The organism is Mesorhizobium sp. M8A.F.Ca.ET.165.01.1.1 (assembly GCF_004792065.1).
In the GTDB taxonomy this organism is placed as follows: domain Bacteria; phylum Pseudomonadota; class Alphaproteobacteria; order Rhizobiales; family Rhizobiaceae; genus Mesorhizobium.
This window is the reverse complement of record NZ_SRTH01000002.1, coordinates 18,897-40,831: the sequence shown is the minus strand read 5'-3', so window position 1 is coordinate 40,831 and position 21,935 is coordinate 18,897. Positions and strand designations below refer to the sequence as shown.

Annotated in this window: 17 protein-coding genes and 1 tRNA gene; 9 read left to right on the top strand and 9 right to left on the bottom strand. The window is 63.1% G+C overall.

The features are described 5' to 3' along the window. Positions 1–1,464 (top strand): betaine-aldehyde dehydrogenase, encoded by a 1,464-nt coding sequence (gene betB / locus EN808_RS04720; RefSeq protein WP_127277705.1) that lies wholly within the window; start codon positions 1–3, stop codon positions 1,462–1,464. Positions 1,465–1,470: 6 nt separating this feature from the next. Here the strand turns inward: betB and EN808_RS04715 are convergent, their stop codons facing one another. Together EN808_RS04715 and EN808_RS04710 are read right to left on the bottom strand one after the other, a co-directional pair. Continuing rightward, on the bottom strand, positions 1,471–3,705 hold the full coding sequence (locus EN808_RS04715) for a mannose-1-phosphate guanylyltransferase/mannose-6-phosphate isomerase (RefSeq protein WP_135915278.1): 2,235 nt from the start codon (positions 3,703–3,705) through the stop codon (positions 1,471–1,473). A 51-nt stretch (positions 3,706–3,756) separates the two neighbouring features. Continuing rightward, a complete protein-coding gene (locus EN808_RS04710; protein WP_135915277.1) occupies positions 3,757–4,656 on the bottom strand; it encodes a LysR family transcriptional regulator in 900 nt (299 codons plus the stop codon). A gap of 113 nt (positions 4,657–4,769) precedes the next feature. On the opposite strand from EN808_RS04710, the gene EN808_RS04705 reads away from it, so the two are divergent. After that, positions 4,770–5,663, top strand: coding sequence for an NmrA/HSCARG family protein (locus EN808_RS04705; RefSeq protein ID WP_135915276.1), 894 nt, complete (start codon positions 4,770–4,772; stop codon positions 5,661–5,663). 1 nt (position 5,664) lies between these two features. Here the strand turns inward: EN808_RS04705 and EN808_RS04700 are convergent, their stop codons facing one another. Next, positions 5,665–7,185 (bottom strand): phosphomannomutase/phosphoglucomutase, encoded by a 1,521-nt coding sequence (locus tag EN808_RS04700; RefSeq protein ID WP_135915275.1) that lies wholly within the window; start codon positions 7,183–7,185, stop codon positions 5,665–5,667. A 199-nt stretch (positions 7,186–7,384) separates the two neighbouring features. Between EN808_RS04700 and EN808_RS04695 the strand changes: the two genes are divergently transcribed. The 5 genes from EN808_RS04695 (at position 7,385) to EN808_RS04675 (ending at position 10,160) form a co-directional block, all read left to right on the top strand. Beyond that, positions 7,385–7,461 (top strand) — tRNA-Pro (locus tag EN808_RS04695). A gap of 671 nt (positions 7,462–8,132) precedes the next feature. Further along, a complete protein-coding gene (locus EN808_RS04690) occupies positions 8,133–8,423 on the top strand; it encodes a hypothetical protein (RefSeq protein WP_127278660.1) in 291 nt (96 codons plus the stop codon). 578 nt (positions 8,424–9,001) lie between these two features. Continuing rightward, positions 9,002–9,232, top strand: a complete 231-nt coding sequence (locus EN808_RS04685; protein WP_127278659.1) for a hypothetical protein — start codon at positions 9,002–9,004, stop codon at positions 9,230–9,232. Beyond that, positions 9,229–9,678, top strand: a complete 450-nt coding sequence (locus EN808_RS04680) for a hypothetical protein (protein ID WP_245464386.1) — start codon at positions 9,229–9,231, stop codon at positions 9,676–9,678. Before EN808_RS04685 ends, EN808_RS04680 begins: the two co-directional genes overlap by 4 nt. Positions 9,679–9,926: 248 nt before the next feature. Continuing rightward, the gene (locus tag EN808_RS04675) at positions 9,927–10,160 is read left to right on the top strand and encodes a hypothetical protein (RefSeq protein WP_348630914.1); all 234 of its coding nucleotides are present in this window, start codon (positions 9,927–9,929) and stop codon (positions 10,158–10,160) included. A 28-nt stretch (positions 10,161–10,188) separates the two neighbouring features. On the opposite strand, the gene EN808_RS04670 is transcribed toward EN808_RS04675, so the two are convergent. The 4 genes from EN808_RS04670 to EN808_RS04655 all read right to left on the bottom strand — a co-directional run bounded on the left by EN808_RS04670 (position 10,189) and on the right by EN808_RS04655 (position 15,651). Continuing rightward, positions 10,189–11,808, bottom strand: a complete 1,620-nt coding sequence (locus EN808_RS04670; RefSeq protein WP_127871312.1) for an ABC transporter ATP-binding protein — start codon at positions 11,806–11,808, stop codon at positions 10,189–10,191. Positions 11,809–11,856: 48 nt separating this feature from the next. Then, positions 11,857–12,978 (bottom strand): ABC transporter permease subunit, encoded by a 1,122-nt coding sequence (locus tag EN808_RS04665; protein WP_127279556.1) that lies wholly within the window; start codon positions 12,976–12,978, stop codon positions 11,857–11,859. Further along, positions 12,971–13,894 carry an ABC transporter permease subunit gene (locus tag EN808_RS04660; protein ID WP_127279557.1) on the bottom strand — a complete coding sequence of 308 codons (924 nt, stop codon included), beginning with the start codon at positions 13,892–13,894 and terminating at the stop codon, positions 12,971–12,973. Before EN808_RS04660 ends, EN808_RS04665 begins: the two co-directional genes overlap by 8 nt. A 164-nt stretch (positions 13,895–14,058) precedes the next feature. Next, positions 14,059–15,651: a peptide ABC transporter substrate-binding protein gene (locus EN808_RS04655; RefSeq protein ID WP_135883429.1), complete on the bottom strand. Its 1,593-nt coding sequence runs from the start codon at positions 15,649–15,651 to the stop codon at positions 14,059–14,061. A gap of 283 nt (positions 15,652–15,934) precedes the next feature. Here EN808_RS04655 and EN808_RS04650 point away from each other — a divergent pair, with 283 nt between their 5' ends. Together EN808_RS04650 and EN808_RS04645 are read left to right on the top strand one after the other, a co-directional pair. Then, positions 15,935–16,381, top strand: coding sequence for a TadE/TadG family type IV pilus assembly protein (locus EN808_RS04650; protein ID WP_135915274.1), 447 nt, complete (start codon positions 15,935–15,937; stop codon positions 16,379–16,381). Then, positions 16,382–18,151 carry a TadG family pilus assembly protein gene (locus tag EN808_RS04645; RefSeq protein WP_135915273.1) on the top strand — a complete coding sequence of 590 codons (1,770 nt, stop codon included), beginning with the start codon at positions 16,382–16,384 and terminating at the stop codon, positions 18,149–18,151. 28 nt (positions 18,152–18,179) lie between these two features. Here EN808_RS04645 and EN808_RS04640 read toward each other — a convergent pair whose 3' ends face one another. Both EN808_RS04640 and glgX read right to left on the bottom strand, forming a co-directional pair. Next, positions 18,180–19,814, bottom strand: a complete 1,635-nt coding sequence (locus tag EN808_RS04640) for an alpha-glucosidase family protein (RefSeq protein WP_127871308.1) — start codon at positions 19,812–19,814, stop codon at positions 18,180–18,182. Continuing rightward, positions 19,814–21,811 carry a glycogen debranching protein GlgX gene (glgX, locus tag EN808_RS04635; RefSeq protein WP_135915272.1) on the bottom strand — a complete coding sequence of 666 codons (1,998 nt, stop codon included), beginning with the start codon at positions 21,809–21,811 and terminating at the stop codon, positions 19,814–19,816. The genes EN808_RS04640 and glgX overlap by 1 nt, the downstream gene beginning before the upstream one ends. Positions 21,812–21,935: the final 124 nt, after the last annotated feature.

The window sequence follows — 21,935 nt, the reverse complement described above, 5'->3', positions numbered from 1 at the left end:
ATGCGCGCCCAGCCCACGGCTTCGCACTATGTCAACGGACGCTATATCGAGGACGAAGGCGGCGCGCCGCTGCCGGTGATCTATCCTGCCACGGGCGAGACCATCGCCATGCTGCGTTCGGCGACGCCGAACGTGCTGGAACTCGCTATCGAGGCCGCACGCGCCGCACAGCCGGCCTGGGCGCGGCTCAAGCCGGTCGAGCGCGGCCGCATTCTGCGCCGTGCCGCCGACATTTTGCGCGCCCGCAACGCCGACCTTGCCCGCATCGAGACGCTGGACACCGGCAAGGCGATCCAGGAGACGCTGGTGGCGGACGCGCCTTCAGCAGCCGATTGCCTTGAATATTTCGCCGGCGCGGTCGCCGTCTTCAATGGCGAAGCGGTCGACCTCGGCGGACCCTTCGCCTACACGCGCCGCGAGGCGCTTGGCGTCTGCGTCGGCATCGGCGCATGGAACTATCCGATCCAGATCGCCGGCTGGAAATCGGCGCCGGCGCTCGCCATGGGCAACGCCATGGTGTTCAAGCCATCGGAAAACACGCCGCTTTCGGCGCTGGCGCTGGCCGAGATCTACTCGGAAGCTGGTCTACCCGACGGGCTGTTCAACGTCGTGCAAGGCTATGGCGATGTCGGCGCCGGGCTGGTCGGCCATGATGTCGTCGCCAAGGTTTCGGTGACCGGCTCGGTGCCGACCGGGCGCAAGGTCCTGTCGCTGGCCGGCTCAGGGATGAAGCACGCGACGATGGAACTCGGCGGCAAGTCGCCGCTGATCGTCTTCGACGATGCCGATGTCGAAAACGCCATTGGCGGCGCCATGCTCGGCAATTTCTATTCGAGCGGCCAGATCTGTTCCAACGGCACGCGCGTCTTCGTGCAGAGCGGCATTCACGACCGCTTTGTCGAGCGGCTGGTCGAGCGAACCAAGAAAATCCGCATCGGCGATCCGCTCGATCCGGATACGCAGATGGGTCCGTTGGTCAACAAGGCGCAGCAAGACAAGGTCGTCGGCTATATCGCGGCTGGCAAGCAGGATGGCGCCACGCTCGCTTGCGGCGGCAACGTGCCGTCGCTGCAGGGCTTCCAGGGCGGCTTCTTCGTCGAGCCTACGGTCTTCACCGGCGTCACCGACACCATGCGCATCGCCCGCGAGGAGATTTTCGGCCCGGTCATGAGCGTGCTGAAATTCGACGGTGAGGACGAGGTTATAGACCGCGCCAACGACACCGAGTTCGGCCTTGCCGCGGGCGTGTTCACACGCGACCTGCCGCGTGCCCACCGCGTCATTGCCGAGTTGCAGGCCGGAACCTGCTGGATCAACGCCTACAATCTGACCCCTGTGGAAATCCCCTTCGGCGGGGTCAAGCAATCGGGCATCGGCCGCGAGAATTCGCTGGCGGCACTGGCGCTCTATTCGCAGCTGAAGTCGATCTATGTCGAGACCGGGGACGTGGCAAGCCCGTACTGATCCCGCCTACTTGTCCACAGTCCCATCCAGATACTGGGTCAGCGCACAGACCAGATGGTAGAAGATACTGGCCGGCACGTCTGACGCCAGCGAGCGGCCGCGTTCGTCGATGCGGTCGATCCAGAGGCCCAGCGGCGCCGGGTCGATGTGCCAGCGGAACAGCCGGCCGACGCGCGCCTCGATCTCCGGCTTGAGATCAGGGCCGCCCGAGCCATCCAGCGCGATCGCCGCCTTGAGCGCTTCGGCCTGCGGCCAACTGCGCGATATCAGGTCGAGCGGCAGGCCCTGCCGCGAGACTGCCCCATAGGCAAGGCCGGTGGCGCGGTTAAGGCCGTTCGCGATCGCCGAGGCATAGAGTTTTCGGGCATAGACGCTCAGCTCGGCCTGGCCGCTTCGATCGGCAAAATCGACCAGCAGCGATGCCCATTCGAAGTGATGGCCGGGTTCGGTCCAGGTTCCCTTCTCTCCCAAGACCGGTTTCCATTCGGAATCGAAAAACTCGCCGAGCGTCCAGCTCTCGGGGTCGAAGAAATGGCTGCGGAAGAGGTCGATGATGCGGGCCGCGCGACGCAGATGCGCGCGCTCTCCGGTCGCCTGGTGCCAGGCCAGGAAAGCTTCGAGCAGATGCATGTGCGGATTGGAGCGCCGCTCGCCGGCCCCATCCGATGTCTCGAGGAACCCCGTCATGCGGCTGTCCTCCAGATGCGCATCGAGGAAGGCGAAGGTCTCCTCGCCGAGCCGCAAGGCATCGGGATTGCCCGACATATGCGCGTGCGCCAGTGCCAGCAGAATGCAGGAATGATCGTAGGCGTCCTCGACCGGGTCGGCGACGGAGCCATCGACATTCAGCGTGCGCACCCAACCGCCCCGTTCGGTGCGGCCCTGCCCTGCCATGAAATCGATGCCATGCGCGATCAGCCGGTCGGCCGGGCCGGTCCAGCCACGTTCCTTGGCAACGGCGAAAGCATAGACCTGCCTGGCCTGGGTGCGCATGCGCTTGGGCTTGACGAGCGGCCTGGTGTCGAAACCCAACGCCTCGTGGAAGCCGCCATGGCGCTCGTCGACGCCTGATGTCGACCATAGCGGCAAGGTCTCCTGGAACAGCCAGTGATGCACGCGCCGCCGCCAGGCGCCGCTTTCGATGACGCGGTCGTGCGCTGGCGTGAATCTGGTTTCCAGCCGTCCCGATTTTTCGAGTTGTTCGACGATCTTCTTGACGTGCTGGCTGTGGCTCACCGGGGCAACGAAAGTGGCATCCGCCGTCGAGACGATGGCAACGTCCTTCATGCCGATCGCCGACAGCAGGCGGCCGTCGCTGCGGATATAGGAATTCTCACAATCGATGGCGACGACATCACCGACGACGACGTTGCCTCGCTCGTCAGCGGGACCGACGTCGAGGAGCGATTGCCAGGAGCCGAGATCGTTCCAGCGGAAACCGGCCGGCACCATGGCGATGTCTTTTGCCCGCTCCATGATGGCATAGTCGATCGAGTTCGACGGGATGGCCGCGTAGAGCTCCAGCGGCATATAGAGGCCGGACAGGTCCGATGTCGCCGCCTTGTAGGCCGCTTCGGTAGTGCGCCAGATATCGGGCTGGAATGCCTCGAAGGCGTCGCGCATGGCACCCGCCCGAAACAGGAAGATGCCGGTGTTCCAGTAGAAATTTCCCGCCTTGAGATAATCATTGGCCGTCGCGAGGTCGGGCTTCTCGACGAAGCGCGAAACGTCGAACACCCCGCCCTTCTCGGCCGATACCTCGATATAGCCGTAACCGGTTTCCGGCTGGGTCGGCTTGATGCCGAACACCACCAGGCGGCCGGCGCGCGCCGCCTGCGATCCCGCTTCGATACTTTGCCAGAATTGCCCCGCCGTCGCTATTTCATGGTCGGAAGGCACCACCAGCACCAGGCTGTCGCCGAATTCCGACAGAGTGCGCAGCGTCGCCAGTGCGACGGCGGCGGCGGTGTTGCGTCCCGCGGGCTCGAACAGCGGGCCGCCGCCGGCAAGATCGAGACCGGCCAAGTCGGCATGGACACGATCGGCGTGACGTTCCGAGGCGATGAGGAAGATCGGCGTCTCGCCCGCCGGTCTCGCCGTCAGGCGGCGCAAGGTCTTGGCCAGCATGGAGCCATCGCCCGACAGATCGTGGAACTGCTTGGGATTGTCCTCGCGTGACAGCGGCCATAGCCGAGAGCCAACGCCGCCGCTCATGACAAAACTGACGATCCGCTCGGTCATTCAGGTCTCGCGCTCGGGAATTGGAGGTCGATTGGGTAGCACAGACGCCCTTTAAGCGGTATTTGCCCGATTGGAAATCCGCTCGGCCGCCAGTTCGATAAAGGCCTTCACCAGGGGCGAAAGGTGGCGGCTGCTCGGATAGAGCACATGCAGTCCGCCGGCCGGTGTCGTGTAATCCTCGAGGACGCGCTGCAGGCGCCCCTGATCGATCAGCCCTTCGGCCATCGCCTGGGGCAATTGGGCGACACCGAAGCCGGCGAGCGCGGCCGCAACCACCGCCTGCATTTCATTGGCGGCGAAGCGCCCGGCGACCACGACCGTCTCCTGGCCTCGTGGTCCATCCAGCACCCAATGGGCGCCCGAGGCCGATGGACCCGCGATGACGCATCGATGGCGCGCGAGATCCGCCGGACCTTCCGGCATTCCATATCGTGCGAGATAGTCGGGGCTGGCGCAGAGCAGCCTGCGCGCGGCGCCGAGCTTGCGGGCGATCAACGTCGAATCCTGGAGGGTGCCGGTGCGAAAGGCGAGGTCGATTCCGTCCTCGACCAGGTTGAGCTTGTCGTCGGTGAGGCGAAGCTCGACATTGGTCTTCGGATACAGCGCCAGAAAGTCGACCACGGCGCGGATGAGGAAATAGCCGCCAAAACCTACCGGGGCCGAAATGCGGATGGTGCCCGACGGTTCCGCCCTCGCCTCCGCCAGACGCAGATTCGCCTCCTCGATCGTGCGCAGCCCCTGGCTGCTTTGCTCATAATACAAACGCCCGGCATCCGTCAGGTTGAGGCTGCGTGTCGTGCGCTGCAACAGGCGCACGCCGACCTCGCGTTCGAGCGCGGCGACACGGCGGCTGACCGACGTCTTGGGCATGGCAAGCAGACGCGCGGCGGCGGTGAAGCTGCCGGCCTCGACGACGCGAGCAAACACGATGACATCGTTGAGATCGATCATTGTGCTCACCAGTGAGACAAAGTTTTCCAACTATAGGCAGTTATGCATCAATCCGACAGAGCCTAATTTTGCTCCAGGCAGACAAGCCGGACAGAGAAAAAGGAGCAGACGAAATGACCAGCAAACGAAACATTCTTGTCACCGGCGCCACGGGCCAGCAAGGCGGCGCGGTAGCGCGTGCGCTGTTGTCCAGGGGCCATCACGTCAAGGGACTGACGCGCAAGCCGGGCAGCGAGGGCGCGCGGCAACTGGCGTCGGCGGGCGCCGAGGTGGTGGTCGGCGATCTCGCCGATGCGGACTCGGTCGTGAGCGCCGCAAAAGGCGTCGACACCATGTTCCTGATGGGCAACAGCTATGAGGCCGGTCTCGAGGAAGAGACCCGTCTGGGCATCCTAGCCGCCGATGCGGCGAAGACCGCCGGCGTCGGACACTTGATCTATTCCTCCGTTGCCGACGCCGACAAGAAGACCGGCATCCCGCATTTCGAAAGCAAATATCTGGTCGAGAGGCATATCGAGCAGCTCGGCATTCCCTATTCGATCAGCGCGCCGGTGGCCTTCATGGAGAATGCCGTCGCGCCGTGGTCGATCGGTGCGCTCAACCAAGGCATCCATGCCTTCGCCATGCCACCCAAGCGCGTCCTCCAGCTCGTCTCGCTGGTAGATATCGGCGCCTTCGTGGCCGCTCTGGTCGAGCGGCGGGAAGAAGTGTTCGGCAAGCGCTTCGATTTCGCCGGCGACGAATTGTCAGGCGAAGAGCAGGCTAAAATCCTGTCCGGCGCGATCGACCACCCGATCCGCTACCAGGAAATCCCGATCGCAGTCGCCCGCCAGCAGAGCGAGGACGCGGCGCTGATGTTCGAATGGTTCGACCGCGTCGGCTACGACGTCGATATCGCCGCCTTGCACCGGGAATTTGCGGAGGTGCGCTGGCACGGCTTTGCCGACTGGGCGCGCGATTTTGACTGGGGCGTGCTGACGGCCGCAGCGCCCGCAGCGGGGCGCTGACCTAGAAAGTCTGGTTGTAGGCGCCGACCTCCGGACTGCGGCGCAGCACGGCGTCGACGGCATCGAACATCTGCCGGCGACGCTCGGACGAGACCGGGCTTTCGACGACCACGACCAGTTCCGGCTTGTTCGACGAGGCGCGCACCAGACCCCAGGTGCCGTCCTCGGCGACGACGCGGACGCCATTGACGGTGACGAGGTCCAGGATCTTCTGGCCCGCGAAACTGGTACCGTCCCGCTGCATCGCCTGAAAATCGGAGACCACCCGTTCGACGACGCTATACTTCACACTGTCCGCGCAGTGTGGAGACATGGTCGGGGTTCCGAAGGTCAGCGGCAGCGCACGGTAGAGATCGGCCATCGAACTGGCCGGGTTGCGGTCCAGCATCTGACAGATGGCGATTGCCGTGACCAACCCGTCGTCATAGCCGCGGCCGATCGGCGGGTTGAAGAAGAAATGGCCTGACTTTTCGAAGCCGGCGACAGCGCCGAGTTCGGCAACGCGGCGTTTAATGTAGGAATGGCCGGTCTTCCAGTAGTCGGTAACGGCGCCATTGGCGCGCAGCACCGCGTCGGTGTTGAACAGTCCGGTCGACTTGACGTCGACGACGAAGGTCGAACCCGGATGGAGCCGCGAAATATCCCGCGCGAGCATGACGCCGACCTTGTCGGCGAAGATTTCGTTGCCTTCATTGTCGACGACGCCGCAGCGGTCGCCGTCGCCATCGAAGCCCAGACCGACATCGGCCCCTGTCTCCAGCACCTTGTCCCTGATGGCATGCAGCATCCGCATGTCCTCCGGGTTGGGATTGTAGCGCGGGAAGGTATGGTCGAGTTCGGCATCGAGCGGAATCACCTCGCAACCGATGCGCCGCAAGGCTTCCGGGGCAAAGGCGCCGGCAGTGCCATTGCCGCAAGCAGCGACCACTTTGAGCTTGCGTGTGATGCGCTTGTCCCCGACCAGGTCGTCGAGATAGGTGGCGCGAAAATCGCGGACGAAATCATAGGAGCCGCCGCCTGTAAGGTCGAAATCGCCGGCGAGCACCATCGCCTTCAGCGCGGTCATCTCCTCAGGCCCGAAGGTCAGCGGCCGCGCGGCTCCCATCTTGACGCCGGTCCAGCCGTTCTCGTTGTGCGAGGCGGTGACCATGGCGACGGACTGCGTCTCCAGTGCGAACTGCGCGAAATAGGCCATAGGCGACAGCGCCAGGCCGATGTCCTTCACCCTTGCGCCGGCCGCCATCAGCCCGGAAACCAGCGCTAGCTTGATGCCAAGCGAATAGGACCGGAAATCATGCCCGGTGACGATGTCGGGTCCGGCGCCGAGACGGCGAATCAGCGTGCCGAGCCCCATGCCAAGCGCCTGGACGCCGATCAGATTGAGTTCCGGCGGCACCGTCGAACCGGGATGACCGAACCACCAGCGCGCATCATATTCACGAAACCCGGATGCCTTGATCAGCGCCGCGGTTTCGAATTTGAAGCTGTTGGGCCAGGCTTCGCCAACGATTTTTGGGGGCAAGACAGCAGGGCTCCAGGAGACAGAAACACGATCTATCGAGGCAGCGGCGTAGCACACAAGGCTTTAAGCCGCGTTTATCCCGGATGGAAATCCGAGCTTTCCGGCAAGCCCCGACGAAAGCGCACGAAATGCGACAGAAGTGCTGCCATTGCCGCTTGCAGGAACGAAGTGTGGCGGCTATAAGCCCGCGGTCTGGTCACGGAGTGTAGCGCAGCCTGGTAGCGCACCTCGTTCGGGACGAGGGGGTCGCAGGTTCAAATCCTGCCACTCCGACCAGAAAGAACAATGTATTAGCGCATCCCGACTTTGGCGCAATCGGCGATTCACCTGATAGGCCTGCGTCCAGGCTGATGCCTTTTCCCTCAGCGCGGGGAACGGACACGAAATCCCTTTCCTCGCATGACGCATGAGCACCGAGGTTCCTGCATCGTGCCGGTCAATCTGCGGGGAGTGTTCGCGGCGTCGCTGCCACGGATCACACTCCGACAGGGCATGGCGCGCGGCGCCTAACGGAGGCCGAAGAAGCTCAATATCGCAATGACGATGACCACCGCTCCAACGAGCCAAATGATATTGTTCATAGTCTCTCTCCTGTTGCCTGGTGAGCCCGCGCCTCTGGCGGAGGACACGGGCCGATCAGCCTTTGCCGACTGATCTTCAGCAGACCTCAATTGTGATGCCTGCCGCGGAGATAGAACAGTTAGACCCTCCTAATGTTCCGCAGCCTGAGTGAAACCGTAGAGAACGCGATGCCGCGACTAGCCGTGGCATGAGGATGGCTAGGGGGCGGTGGCTAAATGTTGCGGTTTTTGCATCCTTGGCTAGCGACGCCATAGCCGCCCTTCGACCTGCCGCACGTCCCCGCCTGTCCCGGGAAACCCGGAACCAAAGGGGTCAGCGGCAGTTGTATCCAAGGAAGGGCTAATCAAGGCAATGGAGAAATTGCAGTGAAAACAATGATCATGTGCGCTTTGGCGCTTTCGATGGGATTGCCCGCTTTGGCTTCGGCCGCTGAGGCGGACGTTGTCGTCACGACCCATCATCGACATCACAACCAGGTCAGGATCATCAACGAGGAAGGTCAGCGGCTTCATCACCGTCACCACGGAACGATTGCGTTCTACGACCATGGTCGCCGGCATCATTATCGGCAGGATCGGGATGCCGTTGTCGTCACCGGCTCCATCTCCACCCACCGTCACCACCACCCGGTGGTGATCGAAAACGGCGGTTACTGATTACCGACTGGTGGCCCGGCTCTCGATCAAGCCTGGCCACCAGATGACTTTCCCTGGCACGCTATGCGCGGCTGAAAATCCAGGCGCAGTGGACCGTGCCAGTCCTGAATACCCCATCACCGCTGGTAAGTTATGGAAGCTCGGCTCGGGTCAGGCAATTTTCCCGACGCTGGCCAGTCCAGCCAGGGTTTGTGCCAAATCCAGGGTTCGCTCGCCACTTGGAAGAGCGAGCGAACCCTGTCAGCGCAGGAAGGGACTGGATTGCGCCGATGTGCGAGGAGGTTAGCCGAGGACTATTGCGGCCACCATGAAAGTGATGGCCGTCGCGAAGATCGGTGCGAGCAACCAACGCGCCTGGTCAACACTCTTCTCCATCGGCTTCCTCCCACAATCTGCTAGCGGACAAACGGCGGCAATCAGCGGCCGTTCCGGGTTCCGCGCCCGGCAAGACCATTGCGTCCTGGTGCAAGACTTAAGTCCCGCGCCTTACCAGACCGAAGCCCTAACCGGGAACGTTTGCCCGCGCTCCAAGTTCGGTTGATTGGGCGCGAGGACCATCAAAAAACGAGACGGAATAAATGACCAGCACAATCTCGAATCGTGAAGACGCAAGATCCGATATCTTGCAGCTGCGCGTGGCAGACCTCCGGAGCAGGATGCGCAGCGCGCGGATCACCGAGGGCGAAATCAAGACCTTCCAAAAGGTCGCGGCGGTAATGGAGGACGGTCAAGGCCGGATCGATGGCGACGACTTGATCGCCGCATCCTTCGTTACCGACGCGCTGACGGACACGACACGTCCTGAATGACCATGCCAACAATCAGCAGGCTTTTTGAATCCCATCCCGAAGCGACCCGGATCGCCGGCAACCTTTTGGCGGCCGGGGTTCCGCGCGTACAGATCGCCATTATCGGGCCCTACCACGACGAAATCGGTGTCCTGAAATCTCCGGCAGTCATGCTTGGCGCTGCCGCCGGGCTGTTGGCGTGCCTGGGCGCTTTTGCTGCTTACGGCATCAATCCTTTCGCAACCGGCCTGTCGGCGATGGCCCTGACAGGCACGTTCTGCGGCTGCGCCCTCGGCGGCTTGCTCGGACCCTTGGTCGCGACCGCCAGAAGGCCGGAGCGCCGCAGTGTCGGCGAAGGGATCGTGCTGGTGACAGCCCATGTCGATGACAACGCGGCCGACATTGCCCAAATGGTGCTCGGCGGCGGTTGTGTCCCCATGACCGGATTGGCCGCCGAAGCAGCGTAAGAATTTTCGACGACAGTGAGACGGGCCGGTAACCAGCGCAGAGCCGGCCGGCCGGTCAAACTTTGACGAAAAGGGCATCCGCGCTAGTTTGACCGACGAATATGAGGGGGCCGGCACACGGCGAACCGGACGCGAATATGAATTTGATCTCAACAACAGGGTCAGCACCGGTTCTTCTGGCTGCCATGCTCCTGGTTGGCGGATGCGGGACGATCGGCGGAAGGGCCGATCCGGCCAAACACGAGAGCATGAGCTGCACCGAGCTTAACAGCGCCGTGGGAAGCAGCGCGAGCGACATCTCGCAAACCGCGATCACCCGCGGCAAGGTCGCCAACACCAGCGTGCCGCGCTGGCTGCTTGGCGGATCGCGCGTGAAGACGGCGGTCGCCAATCGTGAAACGGCCAGGATCGACCGGTTGAAGCAACAGCAGGATGCCGCTGTCGCCATGCGCGCACACAAGTGCGCGAGTTCGGCGGGCTGAGCGAACGGGCCTTACCTGCAGCGGCTCATCACGCGCTCAACCGGAACCGCGTGACGTCGATCGCGGCGTTCATCAGCGTCTGCGTATAAGGCGCTTGCGGGTTGCTGAAGATCGCCTCGGTCGGTCCCTCCTCGACGATCTTGCCCTGCTTCATGACGATGATGTAGTCGGCCATGGCGCGCACCACCGCGAGATCGTGGCTGATGAACAGGTAGGAGAGTTCGTGGTCGGCCTGAAGTTTGCGCAGCAATTCCACGATCTGTTTCTGCACCGAGCGGTCGAGCGCCGAGGTCGGCTCGTCCAGCACGACCATCTTGGGCTTCAGGATCATGGCGCGGGCAATGGCGATGCGTTGCCGTTGTCCGCCGGAAAATTCGTGCGGGTAGCGGTTGCGGGCGTTGGGATCGAGGCCGACTTCGCGTAGCGCCTCGACAGCGCGCTGGTCGCGCTGCTTTCCCGAAAGGTTCGGCTCATGCACCAGCAGCCCTTCGGTGATGACCTGGCCGACGGTCATGCGTGGCGACAGCGAACCGAAGGGATCCTGGAAGACGAGCTGCATCTGGCGTCGCAGCGGCCGCATCTGCTGCCGGTCGGCCGTGGAAATGTCGCGATCGCCGAACCGGATGAGCCCATCGCTCGGCAACAGCCGCAGCAAGGCGCGGCCGAGCGTCGATTTGCCTGATCCGGATTCGCCGACGATGCCGATGGTCTGGTTGCGTTGCAACCGGATCGAGATGTGATCGACAGCCCGCAGCATCAGCGGTTCGCCGGCCAGGAACCCGCCGCCGATCCTGAATGTGACTTCGACGTTCCTGCCTTCGAGCACCACGGGCGCGTTGGCGGGCGGAGGTGCCTTGGTTCCCGTCGGCTCGGCCGCCAGCAGCATCTTGGTGTAGGCATGCTGCGGGTTGGCGAAGATCGCTTCCGCCGCGCCTTCCTCGACGACCTCCCCCTGGCGCATGACATAGACCCGGTCGGCGAAGCGCCGCACGATGCCGAGGTCGTGGGTGATGAAGACGATCGCCATGCCGAGCTTGCGCTGCAGCTCGGCCAGAAGCATCAGGATCTGTGCCTGGATGGTCACGTCGAGTGCCGTCGTCGGTTCGTCGGCGATCAGGATGTCGGGGTCGTTGGCGAGCGCCATGGCGATCATCACGCGCTGGCGCTGGCCGCCGGACATCTCGTGCGGATAGGATTTCATCCGCCGTTCCGGATCGGGAATATGGACGAGCCGCAGCAGCTTGAGCGCCTCTTCACGCGCTTCGGCGGCGCTCAGGCCGCGATGCCTGCGGATCGGCTCCATCAGCTGGTTGCCGATCGAATAAAGCGGATCTAGCGAGGTCATCGGTTCCTGGAAGATCATGCTGATCTTGCGGCCGCGGACCTTGTTCAGCTCGGACTTGCTCAATGTGAGCAAATTGCGGCCGCGATAATCGACATGGCCCGACGCTTCGCCGTTGGAGGCCAGCAGGCTCATCGCCGCCATCATCGTCTGGCTCTTGCCGGAGCCGGATTCGCCCACGACTGCGACGGTTTCGCCGGCATTGACATGGATGTTGATGCCCTTGACCGCTTCGACGGCACCGTCGAGCGTGCGGAAGCGCACGCGCAGGTCCTTGACGCTGAGGATCGTTTCGGGAGTGGCCATGTCAGCGATCCCCATTTTATCTATCCCCATTTTTACCGATCCCAATCTTTATCGATCTCTTGGGTCGAGCGCGTCGCGCAGGCCGTCGCCGACGAAATTCAGGGCGAACAATGTCGAGACGAGGAAGAAGGCGGGAAACAGGAGCAGCCAGTTGGCGGTGCCGATGTTCTTGGCGCCGACGGAGATCAGCACGCCCCAGCTGGTCATCGGCTCCTGGATGCCGAGGCCGAGGAACGACAGGAAGCTCTCCAAGATGATGACCTGCGGCACCAGCAGGGTCATGTAGATCACCACGGGGCCAAGCAGGTTGGGGATGACATGGCGCACCAGGATGCCGCGCTGGCCGATGCCCATGGCTTCCGCCGCCTGGACATATTCCTGCCGGCGGATCGACAGCGCCTGCCCGCGCACGATGCGCGCCATGTCGAGCCACAGCACGGCACCGACCGCCAGGAACATCAGCACGAAGTTGCGGCCGAAGAACACCACCAGCATGATGACGAAGAAGATGAACGGCAAGGAATAGAGCACGTCGACGATGCGCATCATCACCTCGTCGACCTTGCCGCCGGAAAAGCCGGCGGCGGCGCCATAGATCACACCAATCACCACCGCAACGATGCCGGCGAGCAGGCCGATGGCAAGCGAGATGCGCCCGGCCATCAGCGTGCGCGACAACAGATCACGGCCAGTGTTGTCGGTTCCGAACAGGAAATACTGCTGCTTGACCGATGCGCTCATCGTCACTTCGAGGCCGTCGGGGGACTTGCTCTCTATCTTGGTGTCGTCGAAGGCATCGGAACGGTCGAGGTAGCGGATGTTGCGGTCGTCGATCGGCTTGGTCGACTTGACCGTGACGAAGACCTGGCTCCCTTCCTGGTGCCACTCCTTGATGTCGACCCGCATGCGTTTGATCGCTTCGGCAAGCGCCGTCTCGATCATATCGGGTTTCGGGTAGGCCGACAGGCTTGGCGGCATGCGCACATAGTCGGCGTAGATGGTCGTGTATTGATGCGGCACGAACCAGGGGCCAAAGACGCTGACGACACCGATCAGAATGAGGTAGTAGAGGCTGAACATGGCGGCGCGATTGGCCTTGAGGCGCGCCCAGGCATCGCCCCAAAGCGAGCGACCAACGATGGCGGGAGCCGTGGCCGTGATGTCAGTCATAGCGCACCCTCGGGTCGACGACCGCGTACATGACGTCGACGATCAGGTTGAAGACGATGGTGAAAATGGCGATCACCACCACCGTTCCCATCACCAGTGTGTAATCGCGGTTGAGCGCGGCATCGACGAAATAGCGGCCTACTCCGGGAATGGAGAAGATCGTCTCGACGATGACCGAGCCGGTCAGCAGTGCCGCCGCAGCCGGACCGGTGAAGGAGACGATCGGCAGGATGGCGCCGCGCAGCGCGTGCTTGACCACCACCGACCAGTCGGAGAGGCCGAGCGCGCGCGCCGTTCGGATATGATGGGATCGCAGCGATTCGATCATCGAGCCGCGCATCAGGCGCGCAACGATGGCGATCTGCGGCAAGGCAAGTGTCAGCACCGGGCCGACCTTGTTGATGAAGGCGCCGTCGCCCCAGCCACCGATCGGCAACAGCCTCCAGGTCAGCCCGAAAAGGAGCTGGATCACCGGCGCGATGACGAAGGTGGGGATGGTGCTGCCGGCGGTCGCCAGGGCGATCACCGTATAGTCGCCAAGCTTGTTCTGGTTAAGCGCGGCAATGGTGCCGAGCACGCTGCCGAGCAACAGCGCCAGGATCAGCGCCGAGGCACCGAGCTGGACGGAAATGGGCAGGCCCTTGGCAAACAGTTCGGTGACGGTGAAATCCGGCATGTTGTAGCTCGGGCCGAAATTGCCGCGCAGCAGATTGCCGAGATAGTGGACATATTGCAGCCAGAGCGGATCGTTGAGGCCGAACTGGGCTTCAAGATTGGCCTTGATCTCGGGGCTCAGACCCCGCTCCTGGTTGAACGGACCGCCTGGCGCGACGCGCATCAGGAAGAACGCCATCGTCACGATGACGAACAGCGTCGGGATGGCGGTCAAAAGCCGCCGGAATACGTATCGCAGCATCGGTGCCCCGCTTGATCCAGAGCACGCCCGTCCACTCGGACGATTGCGCTCCAGCCTTCAAATCTTCGCACCGAACTTTCCGAAAATCGATTCCGCTTCCCGGACCGATGCGATGGCAAACCAGCGCCGCCGCGCATTCGGTTGCGCGGCGGCTTGGCCAGGGATCAGTCCTTGCTGACGAAGCGCGACGGATGCACGTCCATCACATTGTCGACGAAGCCGTGCAGCTTCGAGGAAACGATATCGTGGTAGCTGTAGTAGAGAAGCGGGATCTGGCCGACATCGTCGATGAGGATGCGCTCGGCCGCGGAGAGATCCTTCATGCGCTCTTCGGGCTTGCCGCCGGCGGCCGCGGCCTTGTCCATTGCCGCTTCGTATTGCGGGCTGTTGTAGTTCGAATAGTTGTTGCCGCTGGCCTTGCGCGTGATGCCGAGGAAGGTTTCCGGATCCTTGTAGTCGGCGATCCAGGCGGCACGCGCCACGTCATAGTCGCCCTTCTGCTCGAGGAAGGAGTAGTGGGTCTTGGTGTCGGTGTTGAGCAGCGTGACGTCGACGCCTAGCGGCTTCAGCTGTTCCTGGATCGCCACTGCCGTGTTCTTATGGTTTTCCGAGGTGTTGTAGCGGATCTCCATCTTCAGCGGATGCTCGGGCGTGTAGCCAAGCTTCTCGAGGATTTTCTTGGCGGCGTCCTCGCGGTCGATCTGCGGCATGTCGGCGTATTTGGCCATTGCGGGCGTGTAGCCCTCGATGCCGGGAGGCACCATCGAATAGCCGGGCAGCATCGAGTTCTGCCAGACCTTTTCAGCGATGAAGTCACGGTCGATCGCCATCGAGATGGCGTTGCGCAGCTCCGGATTGTTCCACGGCGCCTTGTCGGTCTTGATCGCATAGTAGTAGGTGCCGAGATACGGTCCGACATGGATCTGGTCGCCGAACTTGGTCTTGAGGTCGGCCAGCTGTTCGGTCGGCAGATCGTCATAGCTGTCGAGTTCGCCGGCCTCGAAGCGCTTCATCGCCGACGAACGATCTTCGGTCGGGATGTAGTTGACTACGTCGAACTTGACGGTCGCGGCGTCCCAGAATTTCGGATTCTTGACCAGTTTCATGTGGTCGTTGGGAACCCATTCGGCGAGCGTATAGGCGCCGTTCGAAACCAGTTTGCCGGGCTTGATCCAGTCGGCGCCGAGCTTTTCAATCGAGGCCTTGCTGACCGGATAGGTCGCCTGATGGGTCAGCATCTCCAGGAAGTACGGCGTCGGCGCCTTCAAGGACACTTCCAGGGTGTTGGCGTCGATCGCCTTGACGCCCATGTCTTCCGGCTTGCCCTTCTTGGTGTTGACGTCCTCCGCGCCCTTCACCGGATACAGCATCGAGGCGTATTCCGCGCCGGTCGCCGGATCCTCCAGCCGGTGGAAGGCATAGACGAAGTCGTCCGCCGTCACCGGGCTGCCATCCGACCACATGCCGTCCTTGCGCAGCTTGAAGGTATAGACCGTGCCGTCATCCGATACCGTCCAGCTTTCGGCGGCGCCCGGAATGAGGTTGGCCTTCTCATCCTGCATGACCAGTCCCTGGAACAGGTCACGCAGCACGTTGGCTTCATAGACCGTCGAGGTCTTGTGTGGGTCGACCGACTCCGATTCAGCGGCGGTGCCCCTGTTATAGACGGTCTCGGCGAAGGCTGGCGTCAAGAAAGTGCCGGCAGCCAAGGTCATGGTCGTGGCGAACACCGTCGCCCTCAGCATGTTTTTCAGCATGAAGTTCTCCCTGTCGGCGCTGCCATGGGCGCGCCTTAACGTGTTGACGCCCCGGAACCGATGTCTGATTCCTTTGAGCGCGCCGCCGGTTCCCTCCGGCGGCTGGTGGCAGGAGACTAGACAGGAGGTCAGCTCTTTTCAACCGAGTACTGATTGACCTTAAGTCAAGCCTCATGATTGCAGAAGCAATGACTAAATTAGAGAGTCTTTTTCAATCGAGCACATCCTTTGGTTGCGTCCAGAGTTTTCGCTTTCTGCATGCGAACTTGGGCATGCTGCAGCCATGGTTGACAACCTCATTTGCAAGGTCCGAAGGCGCCAGTTCCGAACAGACAATTCGGGCACTTCAGCGGTCGAGTTCGCCCTGCTGTCGCCGCTCTTCATGCTTCTCTTGCTCGGGATGGTTGCGTACGGCATCTATTTTGGCGCCGCCAATTCGATACAGCAAATTGCAGCCGACGCCGCCCGGACGGCTATCGCCGGGGTGAACCAGACCGAGCGCCAGACGCTCGTGGCCAGCTACCTCGCCAACAACGCCGGCGGTTACCCCTTCGTGGACTCCAGCAAACTGACCTACCAGGCCAATGACAGCGTGGCCGACGGAAGCCAGTTCGTGGTGTCCGTCTCGTACGATGCCCGCAACCTGCCGATCTGGAATCTGTTCCCGGGCATAGCCATGCCAGGGACGACCATCAGGCGTCAGTCAACGATCAGGGTCGGGGGTATCTGAATGCGACAGCGGGCGGGCAAGGGCATCGGCCGGCTTGCACGGTCGATGATGGGGGACAGGAAGGCGAACTTCGCCGTCATGACCGCATTGAGCGCGCCGGTCGCGCTGGCCCTGGCCGCGGTGGCGATAGACGAGGCCTCCATCTACACAGAGCGCCGGGAAGCCCAGGCGATGGTCGACCTGGCAGCGATCACCGCTGCCTCGAACATCAACAACGTCAATACAGCCGTCGTCACCACGCTCACCGACAACGGCATGCCGGGTGTCGTTGTTCAAGCTTCGGGCCAGACCATCCCGGCGGCCGCCGGGAAGACGGTGGTGACGGTTACGCAAGGCCGATATGCCTCATCGACCGCCAATGTCAGCCAGCGCTTCCAGGCGGGCGTGACGCCTTACAATGCCGTCCGGGTGACTTTGGCGAAGATCCCCAAGCGCTACTTCGCAAGCTCGCTGATCCCCACTCCCGTCATCGGCACCCAAGCCACCGCCAGCATGACGCCGCAGGCGACATTCTCGGTCGGGTCGAGATTGCTCAGCGTCAATGGCGGCATCCTCAACGCACTTTTGAGCGGACTTCTCGGCGGCAACATCTCGCTCAGCGTCATGGATTACAACGGACTGATCTCGGCCGATGTAAGCGTGCTTTCCTTCGTCAGTGCGCTCGGCACACAACTGAACATCACGGCCGGCACCTATTCCGACGTTTTGGCCTCGAAGGCGACCGTCGGCCAGATCGCTACTGCCATGGCCAATGTTCCTGGCCTCGGCAATACCGCAAAGGTCGCCTTGCAGACCATCGCCTCCAAGTCGACCAGCACCGTCAAGATCCCACTCAGCAGTCTTGTCGACCTTGGTTCCGTCGGCAGCCTGGGCCTCGGGCAACAGCCGTCCGGCCTTGGCGTAGACGCAAGCGCCATGGGAATGCTGACAGCGGCCGCCGTACTCGCCAACGGCACCAACCAGGCCGCGATCGATCTCGGCGCCACCATCCCGGGGCTGCTCTCCACCAAGCTCAGCATCGCCATTGGGGAGCCGATGCAATCCTCGCCCTGGCTGGCCATCGATGGCATCGGCACCGTCGTGCGGACCGCCCAGACGCGCATCAAGCTGACGGCTTCCGTCGGTATCGGCACGCCCGGCCTGGCCGGCGGCATCAGCCTGCTGGCCGTCAATCTGCCGCTCAATGTGGAAGTCGCCTATGCCGAGGCCAAGCTGACCGACATAAGCTGTCCGACAGGGCCGTCCAGCATCAGTGTCTCCATCGCCGCGCACCCCGGCATCGCGCAATTGAACCTGGCCAACAGCAACAACCCGTCCGGCTTCGCCGATTTCAGCCAGCCGCAGACCTTCACCGACGCCGAGATCGCCGATGTGAGTCTGAAGCTCCTGCTGATCAACATCCCGCTGATTCAGGTGATGGGTTCGGCCGCGACCGCGATCACCAACAACAGCCCGCAGACCTTGACCTTCAACGCAACCGACATCGCCAACAAGACGATCAAGACCGTTTCGACGCGAAACATCTCGCAGTCGCTCACCACGTCTCTGGTCAACAACCTGTCGCTTTCGGTCAATGCGCTTGGTTTGGGCATCGATCTGACCGCCCTGCTTGGAACGGTCAAACCGGCAGTGGTGGCCCTGCTCAACACCGTAACGGCGCCCGTCGACGACTTGCTCTACAATGTGCTTTCAGCCCTGGGCGTCGGTGTCGGCCAGGCCGACGTGCGCGTCACCGGTGCGACCTGCGGACGGGCAGTGCTCGTTCAGTAGGACCGCTTGGCCGCAACCGAAGCGCCGATCAGCCGAGCCGACCGAGGAAGCAACCGAGAGCCGGCAGCGAGAGCGCGTTTTCCTCGACAGCCGCGGTACCGCCCAGGACAGCCGCGACGGTTCCGATATCAGGCAGCAAGGGCCACGTCGCCGGCTCCCCGGCGAAATTGAAGACACAGAGCAGCCTCTCCCCGTCTCCTTCGCGGATGAAGGCGAGCATGTCTCCCTCGGCGTCGAGAAAACGGATCGAACCACCGACCAGTGCCGGGTGCTGTCTGCGCAAGGCAAGCGTGGAGCGGTAGACCGACAGCACCGATTGCTCCTCGCCGTTCTGCGCATCCGCCGCACGGGCGCGATGGCTTGCCGGCACAGGCAGCCATGGTTTTGTGGTGGAAAAGCCCGCATTGTCGGCCCCGACCTCCCAGGCCATCGGCGTGCGGCAGCCGTCCCTGCCCTTCACGCCCGGCCAGAAACGGATGCCGACGGGATCGCGCAAATCTTCATAGGCAAGCTCCGCTTCCTCAAGGCCGAGTTCTTCGCCCTGATAGAGGCAGATCGAGCCGCGCAGGCAGGCGAGCAGCATGATCGAGAATTTGGCCACCAGATCGGGATCGCCATCCGGCCGCGTCCAGCGGCTGACATGGCGCACGACGTCATGGTTGGAGAAGGCCCAGCAGACCCAGCCGTCGGCAACCGCATTCTCAAACGCCTCGACGCAACCACGCACATGCGCCGCCGAAAATTGCGAGCCGAGCAAATCGAACGTGTAGCTCATCTGAAGCTTGTCGCCGCCGGAGGTGTAGGCTGCGAGCGTCTGCAGCGAGCGGCCTTCATCGCCGATCTCGCCGACGGCGGCGCGGTCGCCAAATTCGTCGAGCAACGCGCGGAAACGCCTGAGGAACGCCAGGTTCTCCGGCTGCGTCTTGTCGAACAGATGCTCCTGATAGAGGTAGGTGTTGGTTTCCGTGTTGGTGCCGGCAACGCTCGAAGCCAAGGGCGGATTGCTGCGCAGCCAGCGGTCGTGGACATAGTAATTGACCGTGTCGAGCCGGAAGCCGTCGACACCGCGCTCCAGCCAGAACCGCACCGTGTCCAGCAACGCGTCCTGGACTTCCGGATTGTGGAAATTGAGATCCGGCTGCGAGGCGAGGAAATTGTGCATGTAATATTGGCGACGGGTCGCGTCCCACTCCCAGGATGGCCCCCCGAAGACCGACAGCCAATTGTTGGGCGCGCCGCCGTCGGGCCTGGCGTCGGCCCAGACGTACCAGTCGGCCTTGGCGGTGTCGCGGCTGGCGCGACTTTCGATGAACCATTCATGCTTGTCGGATGAATGCGACAGCACCTGGTCGATGATGATTTTCAGGCCGAGCCGATGCGCTTCGGCGACCAGCGCGTCGAAATCCGCCAACGTGCCGAACATCGGGTCGACGTCGCAGTAGTCCGATACGTCATAGCCCATGTCGGCCATGGGCGACTTGAAGAAGGGCGACAGCCAGACAGCGTCGACGCCGAGGGAGGCGATATGGGCGAGCCTTGCCGTAATACCTTTGAGATCGCCGCTGCCATCGCCGGTCGTGTCCTGGAAAGAGCGCGGATAGATCTGATAGATGACGCAGCCTCGCCACCACTCGGCTCCCTGCCTGGCATTGTCGTCGGCCATTACGAACCCTTCCCGGCGCCACCGTTTCCGGTCCGGCCCTCGATCATGAAATTGACGCTGCGGCCCGGCAGCGGGCGCAGGAGGTCGATCGCCTGTGTCTCGATTGCCGGGCGCCACTGGAAGCCATCGCGCGCCGGCAAGGTGAAGACGCATTGGCGGCGGTCACCATTGATCATGACGGCAAGCCTGCCATCCTCGCCGCCAAGCAGCATGACAAGGCGATGCCGGCTGGAGTCGTTCCAGTCGGTCTCTGCGAGCGGCTCACCCGTCTCGGTCAGCCAGGCGACGTCGGGAACGCCTGAAGCCTCGACCGGTTCTCCGGCCAGGAAACGTGTGTCCGACAGTGCCGGCACCGCCTGGCGAAGCGCTGCAAGCGCCGATGCGTAACGCTCCAGCGCCTGATCGCGGCCTGTCCAGTCAAGCCAGGTAATGGCGTTGTCCTGCGCATAGGCGTTGTTGTTGCCTTGCTGCGTTCTGCCGAATTCGTCGCCTGCCGTCAGCATGATGGTGCCGCGCGAGGCGAACAGCGTGGCGAGCAGTGCGCGTTGGTCGTCGAAGCGCGCCTTGATGATCGCTGCCTCGTTCGTGTCTCCCTCGACGCCATTGTTCCAGGACAGGTTGTCGTTATGGCCGTCGCGGTTCTGCTCGCCATTGTCGGCGTTGTGTTTGCGCTCGTAGGCGACGATGTCGGCCAGCGTCATGCCGTCATGGGCGGCGATGAAGTTCACGCTGCGGCTTGCCGGCTCCCCTGCCCTGTTGAACACGTCGGACGAACCGGCAAGGCGCGTGGCGAGAGTGCCGACCATGCCGGCATCGCCGCGCCAGAAGCGTCTGACATCGTCGCGGTAGCGATCGTTCCACTCGAGGAACGGTGGCCGAAAATTGCCCAGTTGATATCCGTTTGCCCCGATATCCCAAGGCTCGGCGATCAGCACGCGGTCGCAAAGTACCGGATCATCGGCAATGGCCCGGAGCAGTGGTGCTTCCGGATCGAACAGACCATCGACCCGGCCCAGCACCGGAGCCAGATCGAACCGGAAGCCGTCGACGCCAGCCCGGCGCACGAAATGACGGAGCGTGTCGAGCACCATTTCGCGCACCACCGGATGGTCGCAAGCGATGGTGTTGCCGGTGCCGGTGTCATTGACCAGCCCGCCATCCGGCCGATGCCGATAGTAGGCCTGGTTGTCGAGGCCGCGCAGCGAGAGCGTTGGCCCCAGCCTGTCGCTTTCGCCGGTATGGTTGAAGACGAGGTCGAGAATGGTGCCGATGCCAACCCGGCGCAGCGCTGCGACCGTGTCCTGTAATTCCGTCAGGCCGCCGGGTGCGAGGCGAGGGTCGAGCGCCATGAAGGTGACGGGATTGTAGCCCCAGGCGTTGCTCAAGCCCAGCGGCGGCAGATGCCGCTCGTCGATCGACGCCGTCACCGGCATCAATTCGACGGCGGAGACGCCGAGCCTTTGCAGATGCTCGATGATGGCCGGATGGGCAAGTGCGGCGATCGTACCACGCTGTTCTTGCGGCACATCCGGGTGGAGCTTGGTGAAGGCGCGGACATTCAGTTCGTAGATCAGGCCGCCCGGACGAAACAGCGGCGGCAGGATCGGTGAGGCCGCGGGCAAGGCCTTGGCCACGGTCTTGGGCATCAGCGACGCGGTGTCGGCACCCTCATTGCGCCGCGCGGCGAGCCGCCAGTGATAGGCATAGGGCCGGTCGATTTCGGCGGCATAAGGATCGGTCAGCAGCTTGTCGGGGTCGAACCACAGCCCACGCTCGGGTGCATAGTCGCCATCGGCACGAAAGCCGTAGCGGGTGCCGGCGGCGAGACCCGCGACGAACAGGGCGTAAAAACCCTCGCCTTCGGGCTGGAGTTCAAGCCGCTCGATTTCGTGGTCGCCGGTTTCATCGAAGATCGACACCCAGAGCCGCCGCGCCGACGACGACCAGGCGGCGAAGCGGATGCCTTCGCTGGTGATGGCGGCGCCGAGATTGTTCACGTGAGCGCCTTCCCTTCTCCCCTTGTGGGAGAAGGTGGATCGGCGCGCACCGCCGAGACGGATGAGGGGTGTTGGAAGGAATGAGGCATCGGTGTCCCGGGCGCCGGTTTGCGCCAAGCTGGAG

Bases quoted from the DNA above. Each gene is read 5' to 3' on its own strand.
- EN808_RS04680 (WP_245464386.1), top strand. From the start codon at position 9,229: ATGACCATGCCAACAATCAGCAGGCTTTTTGAATCCCATCCCGAAGCG.
- EN808_RS04710 (WP_135915277.1), bottom strand. From the start codon at position 4,656: ATGATCGATCTCAACGATGTCATCGTGTTTGCTCGCGTCGTCGAGGCC.
- EN808_RS04705 (WP_135915276.1), top strand. From the start codon at position 4,770: ATGACCAGCAAACGAAACATTCTTGTCACCGGCGCCACGGGCCAGCAA.
- EN808_RS04670 (WP_127871312.1), bottom strand. From the start codon at position 11,808: ATGGCCACTCCCGAAACGATCCTCAGCGTCAAGGACCTGCGCGTGCGC.
- EN808_RS04640 (WP_127871308.1), bottom strand. From the start codon at position 19,814: ATGGCCGACGACAATGCCAGGCAGGGAGCCGAGTGGTGGCGAGGCTGC.
- EN808_RS04650 (WP_135915274.1), top strand. From the start codon at position 15,935: ATGGTTGACAACCTCATTTGCAAGGTCCGAAGGCGCCAGTTCCGAACA.
- EN808_RS04655 (WP_135883429.1), bottom strand. From the start codon at position 15,651: ATGCTGAAAAACATGCTGAGGGCGACGGTGTTCGCCACGACCATGACC.
- EN808_RS04675 (WP_348630914.1), top strand. From the start codon at position 9,927: ATGAGCTGCACCGAGCTTAACAGCGCCGTGGGAAGCAGCGCGAGCGAC.
- EN808_RS04660 (WP_127279557.1), bottom strand. From the start codon at position 13,894: ATGCTGCGATACGTATTCCGGCGGCTTTTGACCGCCATCCCGACGCTG.
- EN808_RS04715 (WP_135915278.1), bottom strand. From the start codon at position 3,705: ATGACCGAGCGGATCGTCAGTTTTGTCATGAGCGGCGGCGTTGGCTCT.
- EN808_RS04685 (WP_127278659.1), top strand. From the start codon at position 9,002: ATGACCAGCACAATCTCGAATCGTGAAGACGCAAGATCCGATATCTTG.
- EN808_RS04665 (WP_127279556.1), bottom strand. From the start codon at position 12,978: ATGACTGACATCACGGCCACGGCTCCCGCCATCGTTGGTCGCTCGCTT.
- EN808_RS04645 (WP_135915273.1), top strand. From the start codon at position 16,382: ATGCGACAGCGGGCGGGCAAGGGCATCGGCCGGCTTGCACGGTCGATG.
- betB (WP_127277705.1), top strand. From the start codon at position 1: ATGCGCGCCCAGCCCACGGCTTCGCACTATGTCAACGGACGCTATATC.